The sequence below is a fragment of the Burkholderia sp. Bp9099 genome, assembly GCF_003857805.1.
Lineage (GTDB): Bacteria > Pseudomonadota > Gammaproteobacteria > Burkholderiales > Burkholderiaceae > Burkholderia.
This window is the reverse complement of sequence record NZ_QTPU01000022.1, coordinates 90,470-111,201: the sequence shown is the minus strand read 5'-3', so window position 1 is coordinate 111,201 and position 20,732 is coordinate 90,470. Positions and strand designations below refer to the sequence as shown.

Sequence of the window (20,732 nt, the reverse complement as noted above, 5' to 3'; positions counted from 1 at the left end):
ACCGAGCCTGGGCAACTGCTGACAATTGGACTTGTTCGAAAATAGGGGCGTGTACGAACGTATGAGTCACGCGCAGCCCTCGGCAGACGGCATCGTCGATGCCTGCCGGGCCGCTGTGGTGCGGGGCGGTGCCGCACATGTGAAACACCCCGAACGCCGGGCTTGAATCCAGCATTCGGGGTGTCGTGTATCGACGGCGTTTCGCCGAAGCGTCAATCCCGCGCGACGTCCTTCGCCGCCGGTGACGCGCCGTGGCTCAGCCAGTCGAGCACGTCGGCCGTTTCGTCGTCGCTCGCCCGTGCGCGCGCCTGCGCGACGGCCTCCGGCAGCTCGCCGTTGGTCGACGCGCGACGGATCGCGACGCCGACCGCGAGGATGTCGATCATCAGCAGATGCAGGATTCGCGAGATCATCGACAGCTGAGATTCGCGCATCTCGATGTGATCGGTCTCGAGCGCGACGGTCGCGCGCTTCGCGAGCGGCGTGTTGCTCGACGTGATCGCGATCACCTTCGCGCCGGCCTGCATCGCGACCTCCAGCACACGCAGCAGCTCCGGCGCGCGTCCCGACTTCGACACCGCGACGATCACGTCGCCCTTGCCGAGCAGCGCGGCCGATGCGGCCTGCATGTACAGGTCGCCGTACGCGATCGTCGGGATTCCGAAGCGGAAGAACTTGTAGTGCGCGTCCTGCGCGACGATGTTCGAGTTGCCGAGCCCATAGAACTCGATGCGGCGCGCACCGTTCAGGATCTCGATCGCGTTCTCGACGTGCTCGAAGTTCAGGTGTTCGCGCAGCTGCAGGATCGCGGACACCGTGTTGTCGAGCACCTTCGCGCCGAAGTCGGTGGCCGTGTCGCCGAGATGGACCTGGCTGTGGCTCATCGGAATCGTGCCGGTGAGGCCGGTCGCGAGCTTCAGCTTGAAGTCCGACAGCCCCTGGCAGCCGAGCGAGCGGCAGAAGCGGATCACCGTCGGCTGGCTCACGTCCGCCTTGCGCGCGATGTCGACGATCGGGTCGTTGATGATCGAGCGCGGATGGTTCAGCGCGAGATCGGCGACGCGGCGCTCGGCCGGCGTCAGCGCGTCGCGCATCTGGCGGATCCGCTCGAACACGGCCGACGACGCGCCGCCCGAACGGTTCGACAGCTGCTCCGCGAGGATCGCCGATACCCCGAGGAACGCCGGATATTCGGCGGTGATCAGGTAGGTCGGGATGTTCTGGAGATACTGCGTGAAGCGGCCCTTCGCCTCGAAGCGTGCGCGGAACGACGAGCGCGTGAACAGTTCGCCGAGCTTCAGCGCGACGCCGCCGCCGATGTACACGCCGCCGAGCGCGCCGAGCGTCAGCGCGACGCTGCCCGCGAACGCGCCGAGGATCCCGCAGAAGCATTCGACCGTCTCGAGCGCGAGTGCGTCGCCCGCATGCGCACGCTCGACGATCTCGGCCGTGTCGACGGTCGCGGCGACGCGCTTCTTGTCGCGCGCGGCGAGCGCACGATAGATGATCTCGATGCCGGGCCCCGCGCACACGCGCTCGAACGACACGTGCGGAAACTTCTTGCGCGCGTACTGCAGCACGAGATCCTCGCGCTCGTCCTGCGGCGCGAACGACGCGTGACCGCCTTCGCTGCCGAGCGCGATCCAGCGGTCGTCCGCCGGAATCAGGCCGGACACGCCGAGCCCGGTGCCGGGCCCGAGCAGCCCGATCACGCTGTTCTGGCGGCGCGCGCCGCCGCCGATCTGCACGCGCTGCGCATCGGTCAGGCCCGGCAGCGCCATCGCGAGCGCGGTGAAGTCGTTGACGACGAGCAGCGTGTCGAAGCCGAGCGCGCGGCGCGTCGCCTCGATCGAGAAGCTCCAGTCGTGATTGGTCATCGTCACCTGGTCGCCGTCGACCGGGTTCGCGATCGCGATCGCCGCGTGGTTCACGCGGCTGATCTTCACGTCCTTCAGATACTTGCGGATCGCGTCGGTGAGCGTCGGGTAGTCGGCGCCGGGATAGACGCGGATCTGCGTGATCTCGCCGGGGCCGGTTTCCAGCGCGAATCGCGCGTTGGTGCCGCCGACGTCCGCGAGCAGGCGCGGGCCGTCGGCATGCTGGCCCGCGACGACAGCCTTACTTTGCGCACCAGTAGACATCGAGCTGGGTCCCCTTGTCGTTGGCCAGTTGGGAAATCGCGTTCTTCTGCAGCGTCGCGGCCGCGGCGTCGAGCACGTCGCGCTTGGCGGGGCCCGCGATCAACAGGAACAGCCGCTCGACGCGCTTCAGCGCATCGAGCGAAAAGCTCACGCGCGCATGCGGCGCGGCGCCGGGATGCACGGCGACGAAGCGCTCGGGCGTCGTGATCGCGTAGTCCCATTCGGGCGCGTCCGCGAAGATCGATGCCGTGTGGCCGTCCTCGCCCATGCCGAGCACCGCGACGTTCGGCACGCGGTAGTCGGCGTTGGCGTTGAGCGCGGCGACGTGCGCATCGAGCGATGCGCGCGTGTCGACGAGCGGCAGGAAGCGGGCAGGGGCCGCCGCGTGCTGCAGCAGCGTGTCGCGCACGAGCTGCGCGTTGCTGGCCGCGTCGTTCTCCGGCACCCAGCGGTCGTCGACCAGCGTGACGTCGACGCCGGCCCAGTCGAGCGCTGCGTGCGACAGCGTGTGCAGGAACGGGCGCGGGCTCGTGCCGCCGGACACCGCGAGCGTCGGGCGCGCGGGGCCGGCGAGCGCGGCGCGCAGCGCATCGCCGACGGCGCGCGCGAGCGCTTCGCTTTGCGCTTCCTGGGTGTCGAAAGCGTGGATCTCGATCACATCTCCTCCGGACTGCTTTGTCTGTTCAATTCGTGCGAATCGTGGGGCACGTTGCCGCGCGCTGGCGCGCACGGCAACGGTTTGCATCAGTTTTCTTCTTCGAGCCAGCAGGTGCCGTGCTGCGCGAGCATCGCGCTCGCCGCGGCCGGCCCCCACGTGCCTGCCGCGTACGGCTTCGGCGGTTTCAGCGAGCGTGCCCATTCGTTCAGGATCGGCTCGACCCAGCGCCACGCGGCTTCCTGCTCGTCGCGACGCACGAACAGCGCGAGGCGGCCGTTGATCACGTCGAGCAGCAGGCGCTGGTACGCCTCCATCTGCCCTTCCTTGAAGAACTGGTCGAACGCGAGGTCGAGGTGCACGCTCGCGAGGTTCATCCCTTCGCCGGGCTGCTTCGCGAGGCAGTACAGGCGAATCGTCTCGTTCGGCTGCAGCCGGATCACGAGGCGGTTCGAACCGGGGCGCAGCGCGGTCGGGCCCAGCGCCGAGTGCGGCACCGGCCGGAAGTTCACGACGATCTCCGCGACGCGGTCGGCCAGACGCTTGCCGGTGCGCAGGAAGAACGGCACGCCGGCCCAGCGCCAGTTCTCGATCTCGACCTTCAGCGCGACGAAGGTTTCGGTCGGGCTGTCGGGTTTCACGCCGGGCTCGGTGGCATAGGCCGGCACCTGTGCGCCCTTGATCACGCCCGCATGATACTGGCCGCGCACCGCGACCTTGCCGATGTCGCGCGGATCGATGGGCTTCAGCGCACGCAGCACGCGCAGCTTTTCGTCGCGCACCGCGTCGGAATCCATCGAGTGCGGCGGCTCCATCGCGACGATCGACAGCAGCTGCAGCAGGTGGTTCTGCACCATGTCGCGCAGTGCGCCCGTATTGTCGTAGAAATCGCCGCGCGCCTCGACGCCGAGCTCCTCGGCGATCGTGATCTGGATGCTCTCGACCCATTCGCGGCGCCACAGCGGCTCGAACAGCGCATTGCCGAAGCGCAGCGCGAGCAGGTTCTGTACCGGCTCCTTCCCGAGATAGTGGTCGATCCGGTAGATCTGGTCTTCCGCGAAGATCTCGCCGACCGCGTCGTTGATCGCGTTCGACGATTTCAGGTCGTAGCCGAGCGGCTTCTCGAGCACGATGCGCGCGCCCTCGTTCAGGCCGACCGACGCGAGCGCCTTGCAGATCGGCACGAACAGCGACGGCCCTGTGGCGAGATAGAACACGCGGATGCCGGACAGCTGCGCGACCGCGTCGCGCAGCACGACGTAGTCCTCCGCACGGCCGAGGTCGAGCTTCACGTATTCGATGCGCTCGAGGAAGGATTTCCACACGCTTTCGTCGAATGCCTTGCCGGCCGCCTTCGCCGCATGCGGCTTCACATGCGTGTCGACCCACTCGAGATAGCCGGCCCGATCCGATTCGTGCCGCGCGACGGCAACGATCCGGCCGCTTTCCGCAAGCATGTTGCCGCGGTGCGCTTCGAACAGCGCGGGCAGGATCTTGCGCATCGACAGGTCGCCGGTGCCGCCGAAAAGTACGAAGGTAAAGCTGGAATCGGTATGCATGTGTCTCCGCCGATTGGGGTGCTGGGAAGCGATCCGTAGTGCGATAAAAATATTTTTGACACTGAATTGTAGTTTAACTACAATCCGCCGCAAGGGGTAGCACCTGGGCGAAGAAAAAAAGAAGCGCGGTCGATGAACTGCGCGAGCTTCGCCTTCGGGAGCGCCTTGTGCCGAATGTTATCGGACATTGACGGTGCGCATCGTCCGCGCATCGTCGCCCCCGGGCTCGCGCCGCGGCATCGCGGCGGGCCAGAAACACAAAGAGGAGACACGCCGTTGAATCTCGATTCACGCTTTCTGTAAGAGCCCGGCCGGTCATCGGCCCCGTACGCTGCAATGCGTCCCGCGGCTCGATTTCCCCGTCGTTTATCAAGAAGCCGGTTCCCCGTCAGGGAACCTCACGAGTTGATTCAGTCTGGAGGAGATAAGTAATGAAAGTTCGCTCGATCATGGGCGCGCTCTGCGCCGCGGGTCTGATGGCTGGCGCCGTGGCGGCGCAGGCGGCCGAGAACGTAACCGTGCTGCACTGGTGGACCTCGGGCGGCGAGTCGAAGGCCGTCGGCGTGCTGAAGGACGACGTGCAGAAGCAGGGCTACGTGTGGAAGGACTTCGCGGTCGCGGGCGGCGCCGGCGCCGCGGCGATGACCGCGCTGAAGACCAAGGTGATCAGCGGCGACGCACCGTCGGCCGCGCAGATCAAGGGCCCGCTGATCCAGGACTGGGCCGACCAGGGCGTGCTCGTCAACATCGATTCCGCCGCCGGCGACTGGAAGCAGAACCTGCCGCCGGAAATCGACAAGATCATCAAGTACAAGGGCCACACCGTCGCCGCGCCGTTCTCGGTGCACCGCGTGAACTGGCTCTATATCAACAAGGCCGCGCTCGACAAGGTCGGCGCGAAGGTGCCGACCACCTGGCCCGAATTCTTCGCGGTGGCCGACAAGCTGAAGGCTGCCGGCATCCAGCCGGTCGCGATGGGCGGCCAGCCGTGGCAGGACCTGACGCTGTGGGAAGACGTCGTGCTGTCGCAGGGTCCGGCGTTCTACAAGAAGGCGCTCGTCGATCTCGACCAGGCCACGCTGACGTCGCCGCAGATGCTGTCGGTGTTCGACACGGTGCGCAAGATCCAGGGCTACTTCGACACGGGCCGCAACGGCCGCGACTGGAACCTCGCGACCGCGATGGTGATCAACGGCAAGGCCGGCATGCAGTTCATGGGCGACTGGGCGAAGGGCGAGTTCGAGAACGCCGGCAAGAAGGCGGGCAAGGACTACATCTGCGCGGCGGTGCCGGGTACGGCGAATTCGTACACGTTCAACGTCGACTCGTTCGTGTTCTTCCAGCAGAAGGGGCAGAAGGACGCGACGCCGGGCCAGGTCGCACTCGCGAAGACGATCATGACGCCGGACTTCCAGGAGCAGTTCAGCCTGCTGAAGGGCTCGGTGCCGGTGCGCCTCGGCGTGAAGATGGACAAGTTCGACGACTGCGCGAAGAAGTCGTATGCCGACGAGCAGACCGCGATCAAGTCGGGCGGCTTCGTGCCGTCGCTCGCGCACGGGATGGCGCAGGGCGATGCAACGGCCGGCGCGATCACCGACGTCGTGACGAAGTTCATGAACTCGCAGCAGGATTCGAAGAGCGCGGTCGCCGCGCTCGCGAAGGCCGCGAAGGTGAAGTAAAGCGCGACAGGCGCCCGGCCGGAAGCGCAGGATCGGCCGGGCGTTCCTGCATGTGCAGCAAACGGGCTCGCTCGCGGGCCCGTGTCGTACCCGGCGCCGGCCCGGCCTGCGTCACCCTCGTTCCAGGAGTCGAATCAAGTGGCTGCCCCTCTTAGCGGAAACGGATCCGGCGCTGCCGCCGCACGGCGCACGTCGCCGATGTCGGCCTTCGCCGATCGCTGGATTCCGAAGCTCGTGCTCGCGCCGAGCCTCGCGATCGCCGTGGTGTTCATCTACGGCTTCATCCTGATTACCGGCTATCTGTCGCTGACCAATTCGCGGCTGTTGCCGAACTACGAATTCGACGGCTTCGGCCGTTATTCGGATCTGTTCCAGAACGACGTGTGGTGGACATCCGCCGCGAACCTCGGCTGGTTCGGGATTCCGTTCATCGCGATCTGCGTCGCGCTCGGGCTGTTCCTCGCGATCCTGCTCGACCAGCGGATCCGCAACGAAGGCGCGCTGCGCGCGATCTTCCTGTATCCGATGGCGCTGTCGTTCATCGTCACGGGCACCGCATGGCAGTGGATCCTGAACCCGGGCCTCGGCCTGGAGAAGGTGATGCACGACTGGGGCTGGACGAGCTTCTCGTTCGGCTGGCTCGACGATCCGGACAAGGCGATCTTCTGTATCGTGATCGCCGCCGTGTGGCAGTCGACCGGCTTCGTGATGGCGCTGTTCCTCGCCGGGCTGCGCGGCGTCGATGCGGAGATCTTCAAGGCCGCGCAGGTCGACGGCGCGACGCTGCCGACCATCTACCGCAAGATCGTGATCCCGAGCATGCGCCCGGTGTTCTTCTCGGTGCTGCTGATCCTCTGCCACATCACGATCAAGACCTTCGACCTGGTCGTCGCGCTGACGGCGGGCGGCCCCGGCACGTCGTCGTCGCTGCCGGCCATGTTCATGTACACGTTTTCGTTCAACCGCGGCCAGCTCGGGCTCGGCGCGGCGTCGTCGGTGATGATGCTCGCGACCGTGGTCGCGGTGCTGGTGCCGCTGATGTATATGGAATCGAGGAGCACCCGCAATGCAGCCTAAAGTGACGATCAGCCGGGCAGTGATCTATGCGGCGCTGATCCTGTTCGCGCTGTATTTCCTGTTCCCGATCTACGTGATGCTGTCGACGTCCTTCAAGGACCTCGACCAGCTGCGTACCGGCAACCTGTTGACGCCGCCGACGCACTGGACCTTCGATCCGTGGGTGAAGGCGTGGAGCGGCGCGTGTACCGGCGTGCGCTGCGACGGCATGAAGCCGTTCTTCCTGAACTCGCTGCAGATGGTGATTCCGGCCGTGCTGATCTCGTCGCTGATCGGCGCGTTCAACGGCTACGTGCTCACGCACTGGCGCTTTCGCGGCGCGGATGCGCTGTTCACGATGATGCTGGTCGGCTGCTTCATCCCGTTCCAGGTGATCCTGCTGCCGATGGCGCGCCTGCAGGGGATGCTCGGCCTCGCCAACACGATTCCGGGCCTGGTGTTCGTGCACGTCGTGTACGGCATCGCGTTCACGACGATGTTCTTCCGCAACTTCTACGTGAGCGTGCCGGCCGAGCTCGTGAAGGCCGCGCGCATCGACGGCGCGGGTTTCTTCACGATCTTCACGAAGATCCTGCTGCCGGTGTCGCTGCCGATCTTCATGGTGTGCCTGATCTGGCAATTCACGCAGATCTGGAACGACTTCCTGTTCGGGATCGTGTTCTCCGGCGTCGACTCGATGCCGATCACGGTTGCGCTGAACAACCTCGTCAACACGTCGACGGGCGTGAAGGAATACAACGTCGACATGGCCGGCGCGATCATCGCCGCGCTGCCGACGCTGCTCGTCTACGTGGTCGCCGGCCGCTACTTCGTGCGCGGGCTGACGGCGGGCGCGGTGAAGGGGTAAGCGCGGCTTCATCCGATACGAGGAACCGGCCGCGCACGACGCGCGGCGCATCGAAACGAACCCGACGCGGCGCCGTGGCGCCGCGCGAGACGAGACAGAGGATTCACAGCATGGCAAGCCTTTCCATCCGTGACGTGTACAAGACCTACCCGAACGGGGTGCCGGTCCTGAAGGGTGTCGACATCGAGATCGAGGACGGACAGTTCCTGATCCTGGTCGGCGGCTCGGGCTGCGGGAAGTCGACGCTGCTCAACATGATCGCCGGTCTCGAGACCGTGACGAGCGGCGAGATCTGCATCGACGGCAAGGTCGTCAACGACCTGTCGCCGAAGGATCGCGACATCGCGATGGTGTTCCAGTCGTACGCGCTGTACCCGTCGATGACGGTGCGCGAGAACATCTCGTTCGGCCTGAACATCCGCAAGGTGCCGAAGAGCGAGCAGCAGCAGATCGTCGAGCGCGTGTCGGCGATGCTGCAGATCCAGCATCTGCTCGACCGCAAGCCGGGCCAGCTGTCGGGCGGCCAGCGCCAGCGCGTCGCGATGGGCCGCGCACTGGCGCGCGATCCGTCGCTGTTCCTGTTCGACGAGCCGCTGTCGAACCTCGACGCGAAGCTGCGCATCGAGATGCGCGCGGAAATCAAGCTGCTGCACCAGCGCCTCGGCACGACGATCGTCTACGTGACGCACGACCAGATCGAGGCGATGACGCTCGGCGACCGGATCGCGGTGATGAAGGACGGCGTGGTCCAGCAGTTCGGCGCGCCGCAGGAAATCTACGATTCGCCGTCGAACCTGTTCGTCGCGGGCTTCATCGGCGCGCCGCCGATGAACTTCATCAACGGCCGCCTGGTCGAGCAGGGCAGCGGGGTCGCGCTCGAGATCGATACGGGCCTCGCGCGCAGCGCGCTGAACCTGCCGTTCGACGCGAAGCGGATGAACGGCCACGTGGGCCGCGAGGTGATCCTCGGCCTGCGTCCGGAGCGCATCACCGACGCGCGCAATGCGCACCACGGCGAGGCGTCGAAGCTGCAGCCGATCGACGTGCGCGTCGACGTGACCGAGCCGACCGGGCCGGACACGCACGTGTTCGCGCAGGTCAACGGCAAGCGGATCGTGAGCCGCGTGCACCCGGCCGCGAACCCGCAGCCGGGGCAGACGCAGTCGCTGCTGTTCGACGTGTCGAAGGCGGTGCTGTTCGATCCGGCATCGGAAGAGCGGATCGCGTGAGGCCGCGGTTGCGCTGAATGAAGAAGGGGCCGTCTCGAAGGAGCGGCCCCTTTTGTTTCTGGCGGTGCGTCCGGTGTTGCGGCGGCGATCAGTGCGGCAACCGCACGTCGAACTTGAAGGTCGCGAGCCGCGCGACGAGGATGAAGCCGGTCGCGAGCAGCACGCTGTACACCGAGTCGAACTGCAGCCACGCGAGCAGCAGGTAGAACCAGCAGCCGACGAACGCGCAGGTCGCGTACGGCCGCGAATCGCGCAGGATCAGCGGGATGTCGTTGCACAGCACGTCGCGGATGATCCCGCCGACCACGCCCGTGATCACGCCCATCATCACCGCGATGAAGCGCGGCATCTCGGCATCGAGCGCGATCGCGGTGCCCGAGATGCTGAAGATGCCGAGCCCGATCGCGTCGGCCACCAGCAGCAGTCGCTCGGCCGACAGCCGCGACAGCATCCGCAACACGAACGGCGCGAACAGCGCGAGCACGAAGATCGCGATCACGTAGTCGTCGTGCACGACCCAGTAGAACGGCCGGCGTTCGAGCAGGATGTCGCGCAGCGTGCCGCCGCCGAATGCGGTGGCGAGCGCGACGACGAACGTGCCGACCGAGTCGAGACGGTTCTTGCGCGCCTCGATGAAGCCCGAGATCGCGAACGCCAGCGTCGCGATCGCCTCCAGTACCGCGATCGCGAGCGTCAGCCTAGGATGCGGCACGCGGCCCCCGATCGGCGGGCGCCGCGAGCGGCTGCAGCAGCACGAGCACCGCGCCCGCGCCGCCGTCGTGGCTGCGCGCCTCGCAGAACGCGATCACTTCTTCCTTCTGCACGAGCCACGCGCGCACCTTGCCTTTCAGCACGGGTTCCTTGCCGATCGAGCCGAGCCCCTTGCCATGGATCACGCGCAGGCAGCGCAGCCCCTTCTTGCCGGCTTCGCGGATGAATTCGGCGAGCGCATCGCGCGCCTCGTCGCGCCGCATCCCGTGCAGGTCGATCTGCGCCTGCACGATCCACGCGCCGCTCCTCAGCTTGCGCACGACGTCGCGACTGATGCCGGGGCGGTGGTAGTACAGCGATTCGTCGCTGTCGAGCAGCGTCTCGGGATCGAATTCGTCGGACAGCGTCGCGTTCAGCACGGCTTCCTCGTCGCGCTGCGTCTGCTTCGGCACCGGGTCGGGCAGCGTACGGCCGGATTTCGCGCGCGGCGGCGCGTTCAGCGGCTGGATCGCGCCGATTTCGTTGCGGAACAGGTTCGCGTCGGCTTCCGCCTTGCGTTCGGCCTTCGCGGTTTCGATGCGCTCGCGGTCGCGGCGATCGGCTTCGCCTTGCAGCGACTTGCGCAACGCGCCGAGGCCGGCCAGGCCCTGGCCGCGCAATGCGGCGGCGTCGGGCGCGGGCGGCGGCGCCGCGGGCGCCGGGTTTGCGGGACGGGCGGCGATCTTCCGCTTCGCGGGATCGCTCGGATGGGGCTGGTTCTTCGCCATGATTCGGTAACCGGGCAGGCGCGTTCGGGCGCGCGGGCACAAAAAAAGCCGCTGCGCGACGGCAGCGGCTTTCCGGTCAAGCCCGCTTCGCGGCAGCGGACGCCATTGTAGCGCCCGGCGCGCGAAGGCTCGACGCTTACTTCTTGTCGTGCAGGCTTTCGAGGTAGCGCTGCACGTCGAGCGCGGCCATGCAGCCCGTGCCGGCGCTCGTGATCGCCTGGCGGTACACGTTGTCCTGTACGTCGCCGGCGGCGAACACGCCCGGCACGCTGGTCGACGTCGCGTTGCCCTGCAGGCCGCTCTTCGTCAGGATGTAACCGTCCTTCATCTCGAGCTGGCCCTGGAACAGGTCGGTATTCGGCTTGTGGCCGATCGCGACGAACACGCCCTGCACGGTGAGGTCCTGCTTCTCGCCGGTCTTCACGTTCTTGATGCGCAGGCCCGTGACGCCCGAATCCTCGCCCGTCACTTCGTCGAGCACGTGATCCCACTTGATGTCGACGACGCCTTCCTTTTCCTTCTCCAGCAGGCGGTCGATCAGGATCGGCTCGGCGCGGAACTTGTCGCGGCGGTGGATCACCGTGACCTTCTTCGCGATGCCCGTCAGGTAGAGCGCTTCCTCGACCGCCGTGTTGCCGCCGCCGATCACCGCGACTTCCTGGTTGCGGTAGAAGAAGCCGTCGCAGGTCGCGCAGGCCGACACGCCCTTGCCCATGAACAATTCTTCGGACGGCAGGCCGAGATACTGTGCGGATGCGCCGGTCGCGATGATCAGCGAGTCGCACGTGTATTCACCCGAATCGCCGATCAGCCGGATCGGCTTTTCGTGCAGTTTCGCGGTGTGGATGTGGTCGAAGACGATTTCGGTGTTGAAACGCTCGGCGTGCTCGAGGAAGCGCGCCATCAGTTCCGGGCCTTGCACACCCTTCGCGTCCGCCGGCCAGTTTTCGACGTCGGTCGTGGTCATCAGCTGGCCGCCCTGCGCGATGCCGGTGATCAGCACCGGGGACAGGTTGGCGCGAGCCGCGTAGACGGCAGCCGTGTAGCCGGCGGGGCCGGAACCGAGAATCAGGACTTTGGCGTGTTTGGGCGTGGACATGTGCGAATCCGTAAAGGGCGGCCGCGGCGGGCGGGGTAAGGCTCGCCGGACGGTCTGGGTTGACCGGGATGCCGTCGTAGATGGGTATCAGACGCGCATTATAAAGGCCCCGTTGCTGCGCTGCCGAACGAGAGTTTCAATCGTGGCGATAGCGTTCGTCGGCGGATCGCCAGCAGTGGCGGGGCAGGTTGGGCGGGTCGGGTTGGGGGCGGGCGGCTGCGGCCCGTGGCGGCGCATTGCCGCGGCCGGGCGTCACGGGCCGACCGGCGGCCGGATCGCGTGCGCGGGTATCGGCTTCGGCCGCCCCGACCCTCTTATGTAACCGTCATTTACACTTGGCGCCCCGGTGCAGCGTTTACAATAAGCGCGATCGAACGACAGGCGGGCGCGCGGCCCGTCCTCTTTATACGGATTCATGGCAAAAGCTCCTTATTCCGCCCAGGCACAGGCGTTGCCGCACCGGATGTCGAAGCTCCTCACGGAGATCCGCTGGATTCTCCAGGTCGCGCTCTGCGCTTTTCTGGTGATGGCCCTGTTGAGCTACAGCCGGCGCGATCCGAGCTGGACGCACGCCGCGCAGGTCGACCACATCTCGAACTGGGCCGGCCGCGTCGGCGCGTGGACGGCCGACATCATCCTGCTGCTGTTCGGCCTGTCGGCCTACTGGCTGATCGTGCCGCTCGGGCGGCGCATCGCGGTCAACTACCGGCGCATCACGCGCCACGAGGCGGTCGCCGACGAACCCGAGCGGCCGATCGGCTGGCTCACCGAGATCCTGGCGTTCGTGCTCGTCGTGCTCGCGTGCGACGGCATCGAGGCGCTGCGCATGTGGTCGCTGAAGGTGCAGCTGCCGCGCGCACCGGGCGGCGTGATCGGCGAGGCCGTGGCGGGTGCGATGTCGCACGCGTTCGGCTTCACCGGCGGCACGCTGCTGCTGCTGATCCTGCTCGCGATCGGCCTGTCGCTGTATTTCCGCTTCTCGTGGCTGTCGGTCGCCGAGCGCGTGGGCGGGGCGATCCTGTCCGCCGTCAACGTCGCTAAGCTGCGCCGCGAGGCCGAGCGCGACCGCAAGCTCGGCGAGGCCGCGGCCGTGCGCCGCGAAGGCAAGGTCGAAGAGGAGCGTGTGCGCATCGAGGATCACGAACCCGTGACGATCGTGCCGCCGGTCGTCACGCCGGCGAAGTCCGAGCGCGTCGAGCGCGAGCGCCAGGTGCCGCTCTTCACCGACCTGCCGGGCGATTCGACGCTGCCGCCGGTGTCGCTGCTCGATCCCGCGCCGAAGACGCAGGAAGCGATTTCCGCCGATACGCTCGAATTCACGTCGCGCCTGATCGAGAAGAAGCTGAAGGACTTCGGTGTCGAGGCGAGCGTCGTCGCTGCGTATCCGGGCCCGGTCGTCACGCGCTACGAGATCGAGCCGGCCACCGGCGTGAAGGGCAGCCAGATCGTCAACCTCGCGAAGGATCTCGCGCGTTCGCTGTCGCTCGTGTCGATCCGCGTGGTCGAGACGATCCCCGGCAAGAACTACATGGCGCTCGAGCTGCCGAACCAGCGCCGCCAGACGGTCCACCTGTCCGAGATCATCGGCTCGGAAGTCTATGCGGCCGCGTCGTCGGCGCTGACGCTGAGCCTCGGCAAGGACATCGGCGGCAAGCCGGTCTGCGCGGACCTCGCGAAGATGCCGCACCTGCTGGTCGCCGGCACGACCGGTTCGGGCAAGTCGGTCGGGATCAACGCGATGATCCTGTCGCTGCTGTACAAGGCCACTGCCGAGCAGGTGCGCCTGATCCTGATCGATCCGAAGATGCTCGAAATGAGCGTCTACGAAGGCATTCCGCACCTGCTGTGCCCGGTCGTCACCGACATGCGCCAGGCCGGCCATGCGCTGAACTGGACGGTCGCGGAGATGGAGCGCCGCTACAAGCTGATGAGCAAGCTCGGCGTGCGCAACCTGGCGGGCTACAACAACAAGATCGACGAAGCGGCGAAGCGCGAGGAAAAGATTCCGAATCCGTTCAGCCTGACGCCGGACGATCCTGAACCGCTCGGCCGCCTGCCGAACATCGTCGTCGTGATCGACGAGCTGGCCGACCTGATGATGGTCGTCGGCAAGAAGGTCGAGGAACTGATCGCGCGGATCGCGCAGAAGGCGCGCGCGGCCGGCATCCACCTGATCCTCGCGACGCAGCGTCCGTCCGTCGACGTGATTACCGGCCTGATCAAGGCGAACGTGCCGACGCGGATCGCGTTCCAGGTGTCGTCGAAGATCGACTCGCGCACGATTCTCGACCAGATGGGCGCCGAATCCCTGCTCGGGATGGGCGACATGCTTTACCTGCCGCCGGGCACCGGGCTGCCGGTGCGCGTGCACGGCGCATTCGTCGCCGACGACGAAGTGCATCGCGTCGTCGAGAAGCTCAAGGAGCAGGGCGAGCCGAACTACGTCGAAGGGCTGCTCGAAGGCGGCACGGCCGACGGCGACGAGGGCTCGGCCGGCACGGGAACCGGCGAAGGCGGCGAGGAGTCTGATCCGCTGTACGACCAGGCGGTCGAGATCGTCATCAAGAACCGCCGCGCGTCGATTTCGCTCGTGCAGCGCCATCTGCGGATCGGCTACAACCGCGCGGCGCGGCTGCTCGAACAGATGGAACAGTCGGGGCTCGTGTCGGCGATGTCGTCGAGCGGCAACCGCGAAATTCTTGTGCCGGCGCGCGACGCGGAATGAGTCCGCGGCGCCCGCAGCGCCGGCCACCCAGGGAGAAAACCGCAATATGCAGCAACATTCGTTCGCAGTGTCCCTTCGTTCGACGCGGCGCTGGCTCGGCGCGGCGCTCGCCGGCGCATCGCTGATGCTCGCGGCGACGCACGCGTTCGCGGGCGGCACCGAGCAGCTGAAGGCCTTCGTGTCGCAGGTGCGCTCGGCGAAAGGCGATTTCACGCAGCAGATCGTCAAGGCGCCGGCGAAGGGCGCGAGCGCCGTGCAGGCCGCGCCGAAGCCGAACGACAACTCGAGCGGCACGTTCGTGTTCTCGCGTCCGGGCAAGTTCATCTGGACGTACCAGAAGCCGTACCAGCAGGTGCTGCAGGCCGACGGCGACAAGCTCTACGTGTACGACCGCGACCTGAACCAGGTCACCGAACGCAAGCTGAACGGCGCGCTGGGCGCGAGCCCGGCCGCGATCCTGTTCGGCAGCAACGATCTCGACAAGAACTACACGCTGCGCGATGCCGGCGAGAAGGGTGGCATCGAGTGGCTCGAGATGCTGCCGAAGGCGCAGGACACGCAATTCCAGCGGATCGGCATCGGCTTCCGCAACGGCACGCTCGCCGCGATGGAATTGCACGACGTGTTCGGCAACGTCACGCTGCTCACGTTCACGAACATCCAGACGAACCCGCCGCTGAAGAGCGATACGTTCAAGTTCGTCGTGCCGAAGGGCGCGGACGTGATCAACGGCTGATCGGCACCACGCCGTTTTCCCGACACGGGCCTGCCGGCGACGGCAGGCCCGTGTTGTTTTTTGGGGCGCGGGCATCGGGCGCGGGCATCGGGCGTCGGGATCGGGCGCAAGCACCAGGCGCGGCGGTGCAGTCGCGCGGCTGTCATAATGTCGGGTCCGGCGGCCCGTTCGGCCGCCATCGTTTGATCTGGAGCGAGGGTTCATGTCCGACCTGTTTCAAGTCGAGCCGCGCCGGCCGCTCGCCGAGGCGCTGCGGCCGAAGACGCTCGCCGAGGTGATCGGCCAGACGCATCTGCTGGGCGAAGGCAAGCCGCTGCGGCTCGCGTTCGAATCCGGCAAGCCGCATTCGATGATCCTGTGGGGGCCGCCCGGCGTCGGCAAGACGACGCTCGCGCGCCTCACCGCGCTCGCGTTCGACTGCGAGTTCATCGCGCTGTCCGCGGTGCTCGGCGGCGTGAAGGACATCCGCGAGTCGATGGAGCAGGCGAAGGACACGCTGAATCGCACCGGCCGCCACACGATCCTGTTCGTCGACGAAATCCACCGCTTCAACAAGGGGCAGCAGGATGCGCTGCTGCCGTTCGTCGAGTCGGGGCTCGTGACCTTCATCGGCGCGACGACCGAGAACCCGAGCTTCGAAGTCAACTCGGCGCTGCTGTCGCGGGCGCAGGTGTACGTGCTGCAGTCGCTGAACGACGACGAGATGCGTCAGCTGCTCAAGCGCGCGCAGGAAATCGCGCTCGACGGGCTCGCGTTCGACGACAAGGCGATCGATACGCTCATCGGTTATGCGGACGGCGACGCGCGGCGCTTCCTGAACCTGCTCGAGCAGGCGCAGACGGCCGCAGCCTCGGCCAAGGTCACGACCATCGATGCCGAGTTCGTCAGCAGCGCGATGACGCTGAACGCGCGGCGCTTCGACAAGGGCGGCGACAACTTCTACGACCAGATCTCGGCGCTGCACAAGTCGGTGCGCGGTTCGAGCCCGGACGGTGCGCTGTACTGGTTCTGCCGGATGATCGACGGCGGCGCGGATCCGAAATATCTCGCGCGGCGCATCGTGCGGATGGCGTGGGAAGACATCGGCCTCGCCGATCCGCGCGCACTGCAGGTGGCGAACGACGCGGCCGAGACCTACGAGCGGCTCGGCTCGCCCGAAGGCGAGCTGGCGCTCGGGCAGGCGGTGATCTATCTCGCGTGCGCGGCGAAGAGCAATGCGGGCTACAACGCGTTCAACCAGGCGATGGCGTTCGTGAAGCAGGACAAGTCGCGCGAGGTGCCCGTGCATCTGCGCAATGCGCCGACCAAGCTGATGAAGGAACTCGGCTACGGCCATGCGTATCGCTACGCACACGACGAGCCGAATGCCTATGCGGCCGGCGAGTCGTATCTTCCGGAAGGGATGCGCGAGCCGCGTTGGTACAAGCCGGTGCCGCGCGGGCTCGAATCGAAGATCGCCGACAAGCTCGCGTGGCTGCGCGAGCTCGACCGCGAGGCCGGCAAGAAGGACTGACCGGCTGCGCGCGGCCCGACGGCCGGCGCTGCCGGGGGGCGTGTCAGCGCCGGCGGCCCGGCTGCTTCTTCCAGTACTCGAACGGCTCCTCGTGGCAGTCGATGTCGAGCTCGGCGACCCGTGCGTGCAGGCGCGCCTGCGCATCGGCGATCGCGAGGTTGTAGATTGCCGGCGCGATTTCCTCGACGAAGAAATGCAGCAGCGCACCGGCCTGGATGTTGCCGATCGGCTCGTCCATGTTTTCTGTGAAATACCGTTGCAGCGACGCGATCGCGCGGTCGCGAACATCCTTGTCCAGTTCGATGGCCATCGGGTTCCCTCGGGTGATGGTGATGCGAAGACGGGTGCGTTGCCCGCCGCGTTGCGCCCGGCCGGGGCGGCTGTCGCGCGCTGCGCCGCGGCGTCGCGCAACGCGCTTCGCCGGCTGCGGGCGCGCAGGCCGGCAATGCGATACTGCCACGCCCGTCGCGCGTTTGCGGCACTGTCCATCCGGCCAATGCCGTGGCGGCCCCGCGGTGCGTTAGAATTCCCGTCTTACACAACGATTTTCCAAGTCCTCCCATGCTCGACATCCAGTTGCTGCGCAAAGACCTCGACGGCGTCGCGAAGCGCCTCGCCGATCGCGGCTACACCCTCGACGTCGCCGCGTTCTCCGCCCTCGAAGCGGAACGCCGTGCGATCCAGACCCGTACCGAAGAGCTTCAGGCGCGCCGCAACAGCCTGTCGAAGCAGATCGGCGCGATGAAGGGGAAGGGCGAGGACACGTCGGCCGTCATGGCCGAAGTCGGCGGGATCGGCGACGAAATGAAGGCGTCGGAGGCCAAGCTCGGCGAGATCCAGACGCGCCTGTCCGACCTGATGCTGGGCATGCCGAACATCGCGCACGAAAGCGTGCCGGTCGGCAAGGACGAAGCCGACAACGTCGAAGTGCGCCGCTGGGGCACGCCGCGCCAGTTCGACTTCGAGGTGAAGGATCACGTCGACGTCGGCACGCCGCTCGGCCTCGATTTCGAAACCGGCGCGAAGCTCGCCGGCGCACGCTTCACGATGCTGCGCGGCTCGATCGCACGCCTGCACCGCGCGCTCGCGCAGTTCATGATCGACACGCACACGCTGCAGCACGGCTACAGCGAGACGTACACGCCGTACATCGTGAATCCCGAGATCCTGTACGGCACGGGCCAGCTGCCGAAGTTCGCGGACGACATGTTCCGCGTCGAGAAGGGCGGCGCCGAAAACACGATCACGCAGTACCTGATCTCCACGTCCGAGATTTCGCTGACGAACACCGTGCGCGAGTCGATCGTCGAAGGCTCCGCGCTGCCGATCAAGCTGACCGCGCATTCGCCGTGCTTCCGCTCCGAAGCCGGCTCGTATGGCCGCGACACGCGCGGGATGATCCGCCAGCACCAGTTCGACAAGGTCGAGATGGTGCAGGTCGTCGCGCCGGACGCGTCGTATGCGGCACTCGACGAGATGGTCGGCCACGCGGAGGCGATCCTGCAGAAGCTCGGCCTGCCGTACCGCGTGATCACGCTGTGCACGGGCGACATGGGCTTCTCGGCCGCGAAGACGTTCGACCTCGAAGTGTGGCTGCCCGCGCAGAACACCTATCGCGAGATCTCGAGCTGCTCGAACACCGAAGCGTTCCAGGCGCGCCGGATGCAGGCGCGTTTCCGCAACGCGCAGGGCAAGCCGGAACTCGTGCATACGCTGAACGGCTCCGGCCTCGCGGTCGGCCGCACGCTCGTCGCAGTGCTGGAGAACTACCAGAATGCCGACGGTTCGGTCACGGTGCCCGAGGCGCTGCGTCCGTACATGGGCGGCATGGAGCGAATCGAAGCGCCGGCGCAGGCGTCGTGAGATCGCTGCGCGATCGGTCTTCGACGGGCTCGCAAAAAAATTTGCAAAAAACGCTTGTGAGTTACGAAGAGATCGTTCTATAATCTTTTCTTTCCCGGACACGACCAACCGGGAAATGAAGCAGCAAGGAAGGAGAGGTGGCAGAGTGGTCGAATGTACCTGACTCGAAATCAGGCGTACGGTTTCCCCGTACCGTGGGTTCGAATCCCACCCTCTCCGCCAAAATACGAAGCCCCGTGATCCGGAAGGATCACGGGGTTTTTCGTTTTGGTCGCCCGGTGGCGAGCGTGGATGCGATGTGCGGTACGCGCGCGCGTACCGATCGGCCGGCACCCGCTTGGGCGTTGTTGCCTCGGTTCCCGCCGCCCACGGATCGCCACGGGCTTCGTGCTCGACCCGCACGGTTCCCGCCGCCGCTTGCCCGCTTCAGCCTTGACCTCGCGCGCCGTTAACAGAGCGGTCGGCGGCTCGCGCTTTTTTGCGCGGTCGCCGTTCTCCGACGATCCAAGGTCCCATGAAGCTGAGCTACAAGATTCCCCTCGCATTCGCCATTGCGCTGCTGCTGATGTTCTGCGGCGCGCTGTACGGCATCCGCATTCTCAATCGCTCGATCGACACGTTCGCGAACGACGTGCAGACGCACGTTGCCGACGAGCGGCTCGTATCGGCCACGCTCGTGCAGTTCAAGCTGCAGGTGCAGGAATGGAAGGACACGCTGCTGCGCGGCAAGCAGCCCGACAAGCTCGACAAGTACTGGCAGGCATTCCAGACGCGCGAGCGCACGGTAGACACGCTCGCCGCGCAGCTCGTCGGCGAGCTGCCGCCCGGCGAGAGCCGGACGCTCGTCGAGCAGTTCATGCGCGCGCATGCGGCGATGGGCGACGGCTACCGGCGAGGGTTCGACGCGTTCAAGGCCGCGGGCTTCGAGCCGACGGCCGGGGACGCGGCCGTGGCGGGCGTCGACCGGGCGCCCGCCGCGCTGCTCGAGCGCGCGGCGAAGGCGATCGCCGACGAGAGTGCTGCCGTATCGTCGCAAGCGAGCCGCGATGTGCGCCACGCGACCGCGGCGAGCGTCGTGCTCATGCTGATCGTGCTCGGCATCGCGATGATCGGTGCGTTCCTGTTCAGCCGCGCGATCCTGCGGCCGCTCGATCGCGCCGTGGCCTGTGCACAGGCGGTGGCCGGCGGCGACCTGACGCGCGACGTCGACGCGGCCGGCCGCGACGAGATCGCCGATCTGCTGCGCGCATTGAAGACGATGCAGGCGAGCCTGTCGGGTGTCGTGCTCGAGGTGCGTACGCATGCCGAAGCCGTCGCGACCGCGAGCGCGCAGATCGCGGCGGGCAATCACGACCTGTCGTCGCGCACCGAGGCGCAGGCTGCTTCGCTCGAGGAAACCGCGGCCAGCATGACCGAACTGACGGGCATCGTGCGCCAGTCGGCCGAACACGCGCAGCATGCGGCGCAGCTCGCACGCGACGCATCGGACATCGCGTCCGCGGGCGGTGGCGTGATGACGGACGCGGTCGGCACGATGAGCGGGATTGCCGCCAGCGCGGCGAAGGTCGGCGAGATCATCGCGGTCATCGACGGCATCGCATTCCAGACCAACATCCTCGCGCTGAACGCGGCCGTCGAGGCGGCGCGCGCGGGCGAGCAGGGGCGCGGCTTTGCGGTCGTCGCGTCGGAGGTGCGCACGCTCGCGCAGCGCAGCGCGGCCGCCGCGAAGGAGATCAAGGCGCTGATCGAGCAATCGACGCGGCGGGTCGACGAGGGCGCCGTGCTGATCGCGCGCGCGGGCGAATCGATCCACGAGATCGTCGGCGCGGTGCAGCGGGTCACGTCGATCGTCGGCGAGATCTCGTCCGCTTCGCAGGAGCAAAGCGGCGGCATCCAGCAGGTGAACGTCGCGGTCACGCAGATGGATGAAGCGACGCAGCGCAATGCGGCGCTGGTCGAACAGGCGTCGGCGGCGACGCAGGCGCTGGCCGAGCAGGCGAGCGCGCTGCGGCACGCGGTCGCCGTGTTCAGGCTGCCGCAGGCCGCGTGACGATATTGCCGACCGCGACCGCGACCGCGACCGCGACCGCGACCGCGACCGCGACCGCGACCGCGACCGCGACCGCGCCGT

General features: G+C 67.1%; 16 protein-coding genes and 1 tRNA gene. 10 read left to right on the top strand and 7 right to left on the bottom strand.

Annotated features, from left to right (window positions below):
- Positions 1 to 212: 212 nt before the first annotated feature.
- The 3 genes from DIE17_RS25050 to zwf all read right to left on the bottom strand — a co-directional run bounded on the left by DIE17_RS25050 (position 213) and on the right by zwf (position 4,355).
- Positions 213 to 2,141 carry a bifunctional transcriptional regulator/glucokinase gene (locus DIE17_RS25050; protein ID WP_124487775.1) on the bottom strand — a complete coding sequence of 643 codons (1,929 nt, stop codon included), beginning with the start codon at positions 2,139 to 2,141 and terminating at the stop codon, positions 213 to 215.
- Positions 2,119 to 2,799, bottom strand: coding sequence for a 6-phosphogluconolactonase (gene pgl, locus DIE17_RS25045; RefSeq protein WP_124521640.1), 681 nt, complete (start codon positions 2,797 to 2,799; stop codon positions 2,119 to 2,121). Before pgl ends, DIE17_RS25050 begins: the two co-directional genes overlap by 23 nt.
- Positions 2,800 to 2,885: 86 nt before the next feature.
- Positions 2,886 to 4,355 (bottom strand): glucose-6-phosphate dehydrogenase, encoded by a 1,470-nt coding sequence (gene zwf, locus DIE17_RS25040; protein WP_124487777.1) that lies wholly within the window; start codon positions 4,353 to 4,355, stop codon positions 2,886 to 2,888.
- Between the two features lie 431 nt (positions 4,356 to 4,786).
- On the opposite strand from zwf, the gene DIE17_RS25035 reads away from it, so the two are divergent.
- From DIE17_RS25035 to DIE17_RS25020, 4 genes are all read left to right on the top strand, one after another.
- On the top strand, positions 4,787 to 6,034 hold the full coding sequence (locus DIE17_RS25035; protein ID WP_124521642.1) for an ABC transporter substrate-binding protein: 1,248 nt from the start codon (positions 4,787 to 4,789) through the stop codon (positions 6,032 to 6,034).
- A gap of 138 nt (positions 6,035 to 6,172) precedes the next feature.
- A complete protein-coding gene (locus DIE17_RS25030; RefSeq protein ID WP_124487779.1) occupies positions 6,173 to 7,111 on the top strand; it encodes a carbohydrate ABC transporter permease in 939 nt (312 codons plus the stop codon).
- Complete coding sequence (locus DIE17_RS25025) at positions 7,101 to 7,958, top strand: carbohydrate ABC transporter permease (RefSeq protein ID WP_044846210.1); 858 nt, start codon at positions 7,101 to 7,103, stop codon at positions 7,956 to 7,958. The genes DIE17_RS25030 and DIE17_RS25025 overlap by 11 nt, the downstream gene beginning before the upstream one ends.
- A 110-nt stretch (positions 7,959 to 8,068) precedes the next feature.
- Positions 8,069 to 9,187, top strand: a complete 1,119-nt coding sequence (locus tag DIE17_RS25020; RefSeq protein WP_124521644.1) for an ABC transporter ATP-binding protein — start codon at positions 8,069 to 8,071, stop codon at positions 9,185 to 9,187.
- An 88-nt stretch (positions 9,188 to 9,275) separates the two neighbouring features.
- Here the strand turns inward: DIE17_RS25020 and DIE17_RS25015 are convergent, their stop codons facing one another.
- The 3 genes from DIE17_RS25015 to trxB form a co-directional block, all read right to left on the bottom strand.
- On the bottom strand, positions 9,276 to 9,899 hold the full coding sequence (locus DIE17_RS25015) for a trimeric intracellular cation channel family protein (protein ID WP_044846208.1): 624 nt from the start codon (positions 9,897 to 9,899) through the stop codon (positions 9,276 to 9,278).
- The gene (locus tag DIE17_RS25010) at positions 9,886 to 10,665 is read right to left on the bottom strand and encodes a Smr/MutS family protein (protein WP_124521646.1); all 780 of its coding nucleotides are present in this window, start codon (positions 10,663 to 10,665) and stop codon (positions 9,886 to 9,888) included. Before DIE17_RS25010 ends, DIE17_RS25015 begins: the two co-directional genes overlap by 14 nt.
- A 136-nt stretch (positions 10,666 to 10,801) precedes the next feature.
- Complete coding sequence (gene trxB, locus DIE17_RS25005) at positions 10,802 to 11,764, bottom strand: thioredoxin-disulfide reductase (RefSeq protein WP_124921384.1); 963 nt, start codon at positions 11,762 to 11,764, stop codon at positions 10,802 to 10,804.
- A 415-nt stretch (positions 11,765 to 12,179) separates the two neighbouring features.
- On the opposite strand from trxB, the gene DIE17_RS25000 reads away from it, so the two are divergent.
- From DIE17_RS25000 to DIE17_RS24990, 3 genes are all read left to right on the top strand, one after another.
- Entirely contained in the window at positions 12,180 to 14,489 is a 2,310-nt protein-coding gene (locus DIE17_RS25000) for a DNA translocase FtsK (RefSeq protein ID WP_124521647.1), read from the top strand.
- A 46-nt stretch (positions 14,490 to 14,535) separates the two neighbouring features.
- Positions 14,536 to 15,225, top strand: coding sequence for an outer membrane lipoprotein chaperone LolA (gene lolA, locus DIE17_RS24995; protein ID WP_044846204.1), 690 nt, complete (start codon positions 14,536 to 14,538; stop codon positions 15,223 to 15,225).
- A gap of 202 nt (positions 15,226 to 15,427) precedes the next feature.
- On the top strand, positions 15,428 to 16,738 hold the full coding sequence (locus DIE17_RS24990) for a replication-associated recombination protein A (protein ID WP_044849211.1): 1,311 nt from the start codon (positions 15,428 to 15,430) through the stop codon (positions 16,736 to 16,738).
- A gap of 43 nt (positions 16,739 to 16,781) precedes the next feature.
- Here the strand turns inward: DIE17_RS24990 and DIE17_RS24985 are convergent, their stop codons facing one another.
- Complete coding sequence (locus DIE17_RS24985) at positions 16,782 to 17,048, bottom strand: DUF2164 domain-containing protein (RefSeq protein WP_124521649.1); 267 nt, start codon at positions 17,046 to 17,048, stop codon at positions 16,782 to 16,784.
- Between the two features lie 251 nt (positions 17,049 to 17,299).
- Here DIE17_RS24985 and serS point away from each other — a divergent pair, with 251 nt between their 5' ends.
- From serS to DIE17_RS24970, 3 genes are all read left to right on the top strand, one after another.
- Complete coding sequence (serS, locus tag DIE17_RS24980; RefSeq protein WP_044849213.1) at positions 17,300 to 18,601, top strand: serine--tRNA ligase; 1,302 nt, start codon at positions 17,300 to 17,302, stop codon at positions 18,599 to 18,601.
- A gap of 131 nt (positions 18,602 to 18,732) precedes the next feature.
- Positions 18,733 to 18,823, top strand: a tRNA-Ser gene (locus tag DIE17_RS24975).
- 292 nt (positions 18,824 to 19,115) lie between these two features.
- Complete coding sequence (locus tag DIE17_RS24970; protein WP_124921383.1) at positions 19,116 to 20,651, top strand: methyl-accepting chemotaxis protein; 1,536 nt, start codon at positions 19,116 to 19,118, stop codon at positions 20,649 to 20,651.
- Positions 20,652 to 20,732: the final 81 nt, after the last annotated feature.